Below are 8683 nucleotides of genomic sequence, written 5' to 3' on the forward strand. Positions count from 1 at the left end.
TAAAACTGTTTATGACAACGAATCTTTTTAAATGACTTTTTCAGTTTCAATAATCATCATATCCGTAGTAAAAGAACCATCTATTTGAAGTTCAAAATAATTTTTTGTATCGTCGGCTGCCGTTTCTTGGTAAATTCGTATTGCCTCAATTAACTGTTCAGGAGTACGCATTCGTTTAACCCATGTATCAAAAGAGAGTGTTAAACGATGACGGACAATCTTATTAATGACAAAACCAGCTTCAGTCAAAAAAGTTGACCATTCGCCAGGTGTATAATCACGAACGTGTGATGTGTCACGCAGGGATTCAACAGTTTGTAGCCAAATATCTAATACAGGGTGACCAGGTGAAACAACATCCATAATAATTAATTTACCGCCTGATTTAGTTATGCGATATATTTCTCGAATACTTTTACCAACATCATGCCAATGATGAGCTGAATAACGGCTGACAACAATATCAAATTGATTATCAGCAAAAGGTGGATATTCAGCATAACCTTGCTTAACGGTTATATTTTGTAAACTGCGCTTTTTTGCTGTTTGCGCTACAACCGATAACATTTCATTTGAAAGATCATAGGCTGTAACATGTTTAACATATTTTGCCGCAATAAAACTGACATGACCTGCGCCACATCCAATATCAAGTAGGTTTGCCTCGGGATGCGATATAAGTAGGTTAGATAAATATTCAAGATCAGCTCCTTGAGCATGTACTTTACTGGTTAAATAGGCATTAGCTTGTTCGCCAAACTGCTGTTTTACATTGTCATGATGTGTTGCCATTGTCGATTCTCATTATTGGGCGCAAATAAGCGCCCAAAAGTTAAAGTTAAGCTAAAAATGAAGGGATTTTCTGTTCAAAGTCGCTAATCGCATCTTCATGTTGCAAGGTTAAACCAATATTATCTAACCCATTTAGTAAACAGTGACGTTTAAAGGCATCGATTTTAAATGGATATTGCTTGTTTCCAGCAGTGACGATCTCATTGACTAAATCAATGGTAAATTCAATACCTTCATTGGCTTCAACAATTTTAAATAGTTCATCGACATCGGCTTCAGATAAATTAACCAATAATAACTGATTGTTAAATGAGTTATTATAAAAGATATCGGCAAAGCTTGAGCCTATAATGGCTTTAAATCCATAATCGGCAAGCGCCCATGGCGCATGTTCACGAGAAGAACCACAACCGAAATTTTCTCGCGCCAATAAAATGCTGGCGCCTTTATAGCGGGGTTTATTCAAGACAAATTCAGGGTTAGGCTGCTCGCCAGCGTCATCTAAAAAGCGCCATTCATGAAAGGCATGTTTACCAAATCCAGTACGTGTTACTTTTTGTAAAAACTGCTTTGGAATGATTGCATCTGTATCAACATTAGCTGCGTCCAAAGGAACAACTAATCCGGTATGTTTTGTAAATTTAGCCATGACAAGCCTCCTTAAAACGGTTTGCGAATATCAGTAAAATGACCAGTAATAGCCGCGGCAGCTGCCATAGCAGGACTAACTAAATGTGTTCTGGCATCCCGCCCTTGGCGCCCTTCAAAATTACGATTACTAGTTGATGCGCAGCGATCCCCTGGTGCTAATTTATCGTCATTCATTGCAAGACACATAGAGCAACCTGGTAAGCGCCATTCAAATCCTGCATCAATAAAAATCTTATCTAACCCTTCGGCTTCAGCTTGTTCTTTCACTGGTCCTGAACCAGGTACAACTAATGCTTGTACACCTTCAGCAACTTTACGGCCTGTGGCAATTTGCGCAGCAGCTCGTAAATCTTCTATACGTGAGTTTGTACAAGAACCAATAAACACTTTATTGATTTTAATATCTGTCATTTTGGTGCCAGCGGTTAATCCCATATAAGCTAATGCACGCTCGGCAGAATGTTTTTCAATAGGATCAGCAAAATGATCAGGGTTCGGTACTGTTGCATCAATTGAAGTTACTTGACCTGGGTTAGTTCCCCAAGTGACTTGTGGTGCGATATCTTTGCCTTCTAACGTCACAACGGTATCAAAATGTGCACCTTCGTCGGTTTTTAGTGTTTTCCAATAAGCAACCGCTTTGTCGAAGTCTTCACCTTTTGGTGAAAATTGACGATCTTTTAAGTACTCAAACGTGACTTCATCTGGTGCAATTATGCCAGCTTTAGCACCCATTTCGATTGCCATATTGCATAATGTCATGCGACCTTCCATTGATAATGCTTTAATCGCATCTCCACAAAATTCAACCACATGCCCTGTACCACCAGCGCTAGTGGTTTTGCCAATAATCGCTAAGATAATATCTTTGGCGGTGATTCCGTCAGCAACTTGACCTTTGACTTCGATTTTCATGGTTTTAGCTCTGCCTTGTTTTAAGGTTTGAGTGGCTAACACATGTTCAACTTCGGAAGTACCAATGCCAAAAGCTAATGCACCAAAGGCACCATGGGTTGCGGTATGTGAATCGCCACAAACGATTGTCATACCCGGTAATGTCATTCCTTGTTCTGGTCCAACTACATGGACAATACCACGTAATGGGCTTTGTAAATCATATAACGAAACACCAAACTCTTTGGCGTTTTTTGCCAGTTCAGTTAATTGAATGCGCGCCATTTCGCTACAAGCATTTAAATCATTACTTTTGGTTGAAGTATTATGATCCATCGTCGCAAAAGTTTTATGAGGCTGACGAACTTTACGATTCATGGCACGCAAACCATCAAAGGCTTGTGGAGAGGTGACTTCATGAACTAAATGACGATCAATATATAATATGGGTGTTTCGTTTGGTGCTTCATAAACGACGTGTGCATCATATAATTTTTGATACAGTGTTTTTGACATTGCATATTCCTTATTATTTTTACAACTTAACTGCGTTGGGTTTTAGACATAATTTTATGAATACTAAGCTTAATTAGTCGCATTTAAGAGGGATACAAGTAGTTGTTTATTCTGCCTACTTGGCTTATCCCTAAGTGATACAATAAATAACATCAATCTGATTAAATGAGCTTACAAATTATGTCTCCCATTTCGTCAGTTGAAATCGGTTGTTCTTTTTGGGCTAAATCAATAGTACGGTAGCCTTGCTCTAGTGCTTTATTTACTGCGGTTTCGATAGCTGATGCAATATCATCACGTTTGAAACTGTAACGAACTAATAAAGCCAATGACAAGATTTGTGCAGCTGGATTGGCTATGTTTTTACCCGCAATATCTGGCGCACTACCACCTGCTGGCTCATATAGTCCAAAACCTTGCTCGTTCAAACTAGCCGACGGTAACATACCCATTGAGCCAGTTATCATAGCGCATTCATCAGACAAGATATCACCAAATAAATTTGAACATAAAATTACGTCAAATTGTGAAGGATCTTTAACTAATTGCATCGTAGCATTATCGATATACATATGCTCAAGTGTAACATCGGGGTAGTTTTTAGCGACTTCGCTAACCACTTCACGCCATAAAATTGAGGTTTGTAGTACATTGGCTTTATCAATTGACGTCACTTTTTTTCGGCGTAAACGTGCGGCTTCAAAACCCATTTTAGCGATTCGTTCAATTTCAAATCGGTGATACACTTCAGTATCAAAAGCCTTTTCTTGAGCACCGCTACCTTCGCGACCTTTTGGCAAACCAAAATAGATACCACCAGTTAATTCGCGCATGCATAAAATATCAAAACCACGCTGGGCAATATCAGCCCGTAATGGGCAAAGATCTTCTAAACCTTGATATAGACGAGCAGGGCGCATATTAGCAAATAATTTGAAATGTTTGCGTAGTGGTAATAACGCACCGCGTTCAGGTTGTTGGTCTGGTGGTAAGTTAGTCCATTTAGGCCCGCCAACAGATCCAAATAAAATCGCATCAGCTTTTTCGCATCCTTCTAGTGTTTCTTTCGGTAATGGACAGCCATGAATATCAATTGCTGCACCACCAACATCATATTCACTGGTCGTAATGGAAAGTTGATATTTTTTGCGGATAACTTCAAGCACTTTATAAGCTTGTTTCATTACTTCTGGACCAATACCATCACCAGGAAGCACTGCAATATGGTAGTTTTGTGACATATTTTATTCCTTTATAATCTCATTTAATTTTCTTATTTTGCTATTAAACGCGCAAAATAAATTATTTTTTAATCTTGGTGTAATTTTTGTTTTTCTTGGGCAACTTGATTTGCTCTATACACATTATTTAATACATTAATTAATGCGAGCGCTGATGAGTGAACAATATCGGTTGCAAGCCCAACACCATGGAATTTACGCCCTTTATAATCAGCAACAATATCCACTTGTCCTAAGGCATTTTCGCCTTGTCCTTTAGACGCTAATTGATATTTGACTATTGAAATAGGTTCACCAGTAATGCGATTTATGGCTTGGTAAACAGCATCAACAGGCCCATTACCCGTTGCTGCATCGGAAAATTTGTTATCTCCAATGATCAAACTAACCGATGCTGTAGATACAACAGTTGATCCAGATTGAACATTGAAGTAATCCAAAACATAATGTTCTTTTTCATCTTTTAGTTGATTGATAAATATTAATGCTTCTAGATCATAATCAAAAACTTGACCTTTTTTATCAGCAAGTTCTAAAAATGCTTCATAGAGTTGATCTAAATTATAATCTTTATCGTGATAACCTAATTCTTCAAGGCGATGTTTAACCGCTGCCCGCCCTGATCGAGATGTTAAATTTAATTGAATTTGATTTAACCCGATTGATTCAGGTGTCATAATTTCGTATGTTTCTCGATTTTTTAGCACACCATCTTGGTGGATCCCTGAGGAGTGGGCAAAAGCATTACTACCAATAACAGCTTTGTTAGCTGGGATTGGTGTATTGGTTATTTGGCTCACTATTTGGCTGGTACGATAAATCTCTTGATGATTAATATTGGTATGAACATTTAATATATTTTGACGGATTTTAATGGCCATGATGACTTCTTCAAGTGCGGTGTTACCCGCACGTTCGCCTAAACCATTCATCGCCCCTTCAATCTGCCTAGCACCTTCTTGAATCGCGCTAATCGAGTTAGCCACCGACATGCCCAAGTCATCATGGCAATGAACAGAGATAATCGCCTGATCAATGTTTGGGACACGTTCAAATAAGGTATGAATAATGCCACCAAATTGATAAGGGACAGTATAACCGACAGTGTCTGGAATATTGATCGTTTTTGCCCCCGCTTTAATTGCTGCTTCAACGATCCTACATAAGTTATCAATTGGGGTACGGCCTGCATCTTCACAAGAAAACTCCACATCATTAGTATAATTACGTGCACGCTTAATACAGTGCACTGCTCGTTCAATGACATCATCAAATGTCATTTTTAATTTATCTTTGACGTGTAAAGTTGATGTTGCCATAAAGGTATGAATACGAAACTCATCAGCATCCTTTAATGCTTCTGCTGCAACATCAATATCTTTATCGACACATCGAGATAAAGCACAAACTCGGCTATCTTTTATTGTTTTAGCAATCGTCTGTACTGATTCAAAATCACCTGGTGATGAAATGGGAAAACCAACTTCCATTACATCAACTCGCATTCTTTCTAACGCTAGCGCAATTTGTAGTTTTTCTTTAACACTCAAACTTGCTTGTAATGCTTGTTCACCATCACGTAGTGTGGTATCAAAAATAATGACATGATCGCTCATTGTTTTTCCTTTTATATATTTTAGCGCTATCTCGGTATTTCAAGTTAAAAAACAAAAAACCCGCACTTTAGCGCGGGTTCTTGTTAATCTGTCGAGTTGTTTAATAAACTATCTTTTTTACTCCACACACAAGCCATCCGCGCAAAATGATGCGAGAAGAAGGCTTAGGAGGAGAGGGTATAATTTAATCAACACATGTATTCCTAAATTTAACTACTTAAAAAGTGAATTGATTATATTTTTACCAAATGATATAAGTTGTGTCAATGATTATTTAAAATAAGGCGTGTTATCAAACGGAATAGAAAAAGGCTTAACAACTACAATCAATTTATTTATTGCATAAATAAGTTGAGCAATTTATGGCTAAGCTTATAATAATGTTATCTTTCTTTTATTGAGGATGAATATTATGAATATAGTTGATATTTCTCAAAAACGTTACACTACCAAACACTATGATCAAACTAAAAAAATTCCAATTGAACAATTTGACCAATTATTAACCGTTTTAAGAAACAGCCCATCATCGGTTAATTCACAGCCATGGCATTTTTATGTTATTGATAACGATGCAGCCAAGAACAAAATCTTACCTGCTATTGCTGAATTTAATAAGCCAAGAATAACAGGCGCCTCCCATACTATTGTTTTTTGTATTAAAACGCCATTAGATGAACCCCATTTGGTCAATTTGTTGAATCAAGAAGATAAAGATGGTCGATATCCATCGGCGGATCTTAAACAAGCACAAGATCAAGGTCGTCGGCACTTTGTAACACTCAATAGCGCGACCATTGAATCACAACAATGTTGGGAAAGTAAACAAGTCTATCTTGCCTTAGGGCAATTACTTTTTGCCGCTGCGGCAATTGGTGTGGATACAACAGCTATTGAAGGGTATGATGCTACTAAAATGGATGAAATTTTAGAGCTTAAAAGTAAAGGGCTTAAAAGTGTCGTGGTAGCAACATTAGGTTATCGAGCCGAAAATGACGGAAATGCTCACCGGCCAAAATCACGCCTACCCAAAGAGCAACTTTTTACTTTTTTGTAAGATAATAAAATAACAAGTTGTACCCTCCGCTTAAAGCTGTAATGAGGGTGGAGGTTCTTTTGCGATTTCTTTGTTTTTATTCTACTTAAATAGAATTAATATACCTGTGATATAAAAATTGTTATTATTTTTAGCTTCTTTATAAATCTTAAAAAAACTATTTTTTGCTTTAAATTATCACTATATTTTGATTATGCTTAATCTCCTATATCATATAAATAGTTATAGATTAGTTTGATTTTTTTAAACGTTTTTTTAAATCTGCTATTGAATTTAGTTAAGCTACTACGTTTAAAGAATCAAACAAAATCAAATGATTTAATCAGTGAAGAAAAATAATGGAATTGCTCACCTAGCCTCACAAACAACACTACCACAACAGCAAAAAAAGCGTTATGCATTACAAGCAATTGCTACTTTATTGTTAGGGATAACGATATCAGATAATGTCATTGCACTAACAGCGTTCGACCATATCGTATTGATGTTTATTCAGGGGGTGAAATTGTAACTAAATATCCTAAAGGCTATAACTCAGCAATATGGAGTGGTGATGGTTATAAGGAGGTTAATCGATTTCGTGTAGGATTTATAGCCGAGTCATTTCGACCTATTACTGGTTTTAAAGGGGGTTAAGTTTGACTTAATAGGTTCAGGAAATGAACAGCCAAAATACCGTTGTAGACACTAGCAATATCAATAATTGGGTAACTTTATCAGGAAACGGAAATAATGCATTGGGGAAAGGTTGTAAAGTTCTTTATGATAGTCGTCTTAAACCGAAGACCCCATTAACCATTAATATGGAATACACAGAAGATAACGGTAACAGTTGGAAAAATATTGGTAAAGTGGCTCTTCCGATACCTAAAAAATGGGCAATTCTTATTGATCATAAAATTGATTATAAAAGTATGGGTTCTGTTGACTTTAGTGGTAGGTAAGTGGCGTTTGATGAATGCCGTAAAGTTATTGATGGTCATGAAACATCAGCAACAACACGAGAACAAGTTAATGATTTTTCTGACGCAGGAAAATCTTGGCGGCAAAAATATCTGTATAGAAGGAATGAATTAATTTACTTGATGCTGATTTACCAGAAGGTACTGTTACACTTCCTACACAAGGGACATATAGACCTTCCCGTGATTTAGGTACATTTCTAGGAGAATGGGGAGCCGCCTCGATATATAGTCAAGGCGGCGGAGATTTTATATGGACATCTGAAATGTACCGAGCCGATAAGCCTTTTTCTATTAATGGATGGGCTCTAAGAGGTCAGATTTATGGTGATGAGTATGACCTCGGTTCTGCTCAGCCCTCTCAAACATTCTGTCGAGGCGAGAATATCCCCTAGAAAATTAATACTAGAATAGTTATTTGTTTAGGTTATATTATTGGGTTATTTATTTTATAACCCTATTATTTGATAGCTTTTCTGCTGATGGTGAGCATTACCTCTAGTTTGAGAATACTCATGGTGTATTGGTGTCTAAAATATATTTATCAATTATAACTTATAGGGAGACTATGTAATAACTTAAAAGCCATATATTGTTAATTGGTACACAATTGCCTTATAAAATAATTTCAAAAAGCCGTAATAGATAATTAATATTGGTATTGATTACGGCTGTATAAAAGTGATCTTTCCTTGTCTGCGGATTTGCAACTGATTTTGATATAACAAGTGAATGGAGGGTGATGTTTACAAATTTTAACAGAAAAGTCTATTCATTTACTTTAAAGTGATTTAATGTTCGTTTATAATCAACTTGATTATATTGTGATAACGTAATTATTTCGAATTTTGAAATCGACAATACTTTAAATTAAAGTATCCACCAAAAGCGATCAATTTGATTAGTGTTAAATTGAATAACCATTTAATTTTATTATAAAAAAATTAAAATTAT

8 protein-coding genes are annotated in these 8683 nt (G+C 36.5%); 3 read left to right on the forward strand and 5 right to left on the reverse strand.

What is annotated here, in order from left to right:
- Positions 1-27 precede the first annotated feature (27 nt).
- From A9G41_RS03175 to leuA, 5 genes are all read right to left on the reverse strand, one after another.
- Positions 28-792: a class I SAM-dependent methyltransferase gene (locus tag A9G41_RS03175; protein WP_065581607.1), complete on the reverse strand. Its 765-nt coding sequence runs from the start codon at positions 790-792 to the stop codon at positions 28-30.
- A gap of 46 nt (positions 793-838) precedes the next feature.
- Complete coding sequence (gene leuD / locus A9G41_RS03180; RefSeq protein WP_065581608.1) at positions 839-1441, reverse strand: 3-isopropylmalate dehydratase small subunit; 603 nt, start codon at positions 1439-1441, stop codon at positions 839-841.
- Positions 1442-1452: 11 nt separating this feature from the next.
- Positions 1453-2853, reverse strand: coding sequence for a 3-isopropylmalate dehydratase large subunit (gene leuC / locus A9G41_RS03185; protein ID WP_065581609.1), 1401 nt, complete (start codon positions 2851-2853; stop codon positions 1453-1455).
- Between the two features lie 161 nt (positions 2854-3014).
- On the reverse strand, positions 3015-4094 hold the full coding sequence (leuB, locus tag A9G41_RS03190) for a 3-isopropylmalate dehydrogenase (RefSeq protein WP_075539323.1): 1080 nt from the start codon (positions 4092-4094) through the stop codon (positions 3015-3017).
- 68 nt (positions 4095-4162) lie between these two features.
- Positions 4163-5710, reverse strand: coding sequence for a 2-isopropylmalate synthase (gene leuA / locus A9G41_RS03195; protein WP_065581611.1), 1548 nt, complete (start codon positions 5708-5710; stop codon positions 4163-4165).
- Positions 5711-6122: 412 nt separating this feature from the next.
- Here leuA and nfsB point away from each other — a divergent pair, with 412 nt between their 5' ends.
- The 3 genes from nfsB (at position 6123) to A9G41_RS03210 (ending at position 7711) form a co-directional block, all read left to right on the forward strand.
- Complete coding sequence (gene nfsB, locus A9G41_RS03200) at positions 6123-6767, forward strand: oxygen-insensitive NAD(P)H nitroreductase (protein WP_065581612.1); 645 nt, start codon at positions 6123-6125, stop codon at positions 6765-6767.
- Positions 6768-7092: 325 nt separating this feature from the next.
- Positions 7093-7278, forward strand: coding sequence for a hypothetical protein (locus A9G41_RS03205; RefSeq protein WP_065581613.1), 186 nt, complete (start codon positions 7093-7095; stop codon positions 7276-7278).
- Positions 7279-7426: 148 nt separating this feature from the next.
- Entirely contained in the window at positions 7427-7711 is a 285-nt protein-coding gene (locus tag A9G41_RS03210) for a hypothetical protein (protein WP_065581614.1), read from the forward strand.
- The last annotated feature ends 972 nt before the right edge of the window (positions 7712-8683 follow it).

It is taken from the genome of Gilliamella sp. Nev5-1 (genome assembly GCF_001690895.1).
In the GTDB taxonomy this organism is placed as follows: Bacteria; Pseudomonadota; Gammaproteobacteria; order Enterobacterales; family Orbaceae; genus Gilliamella; species Gilliamella apicola_C.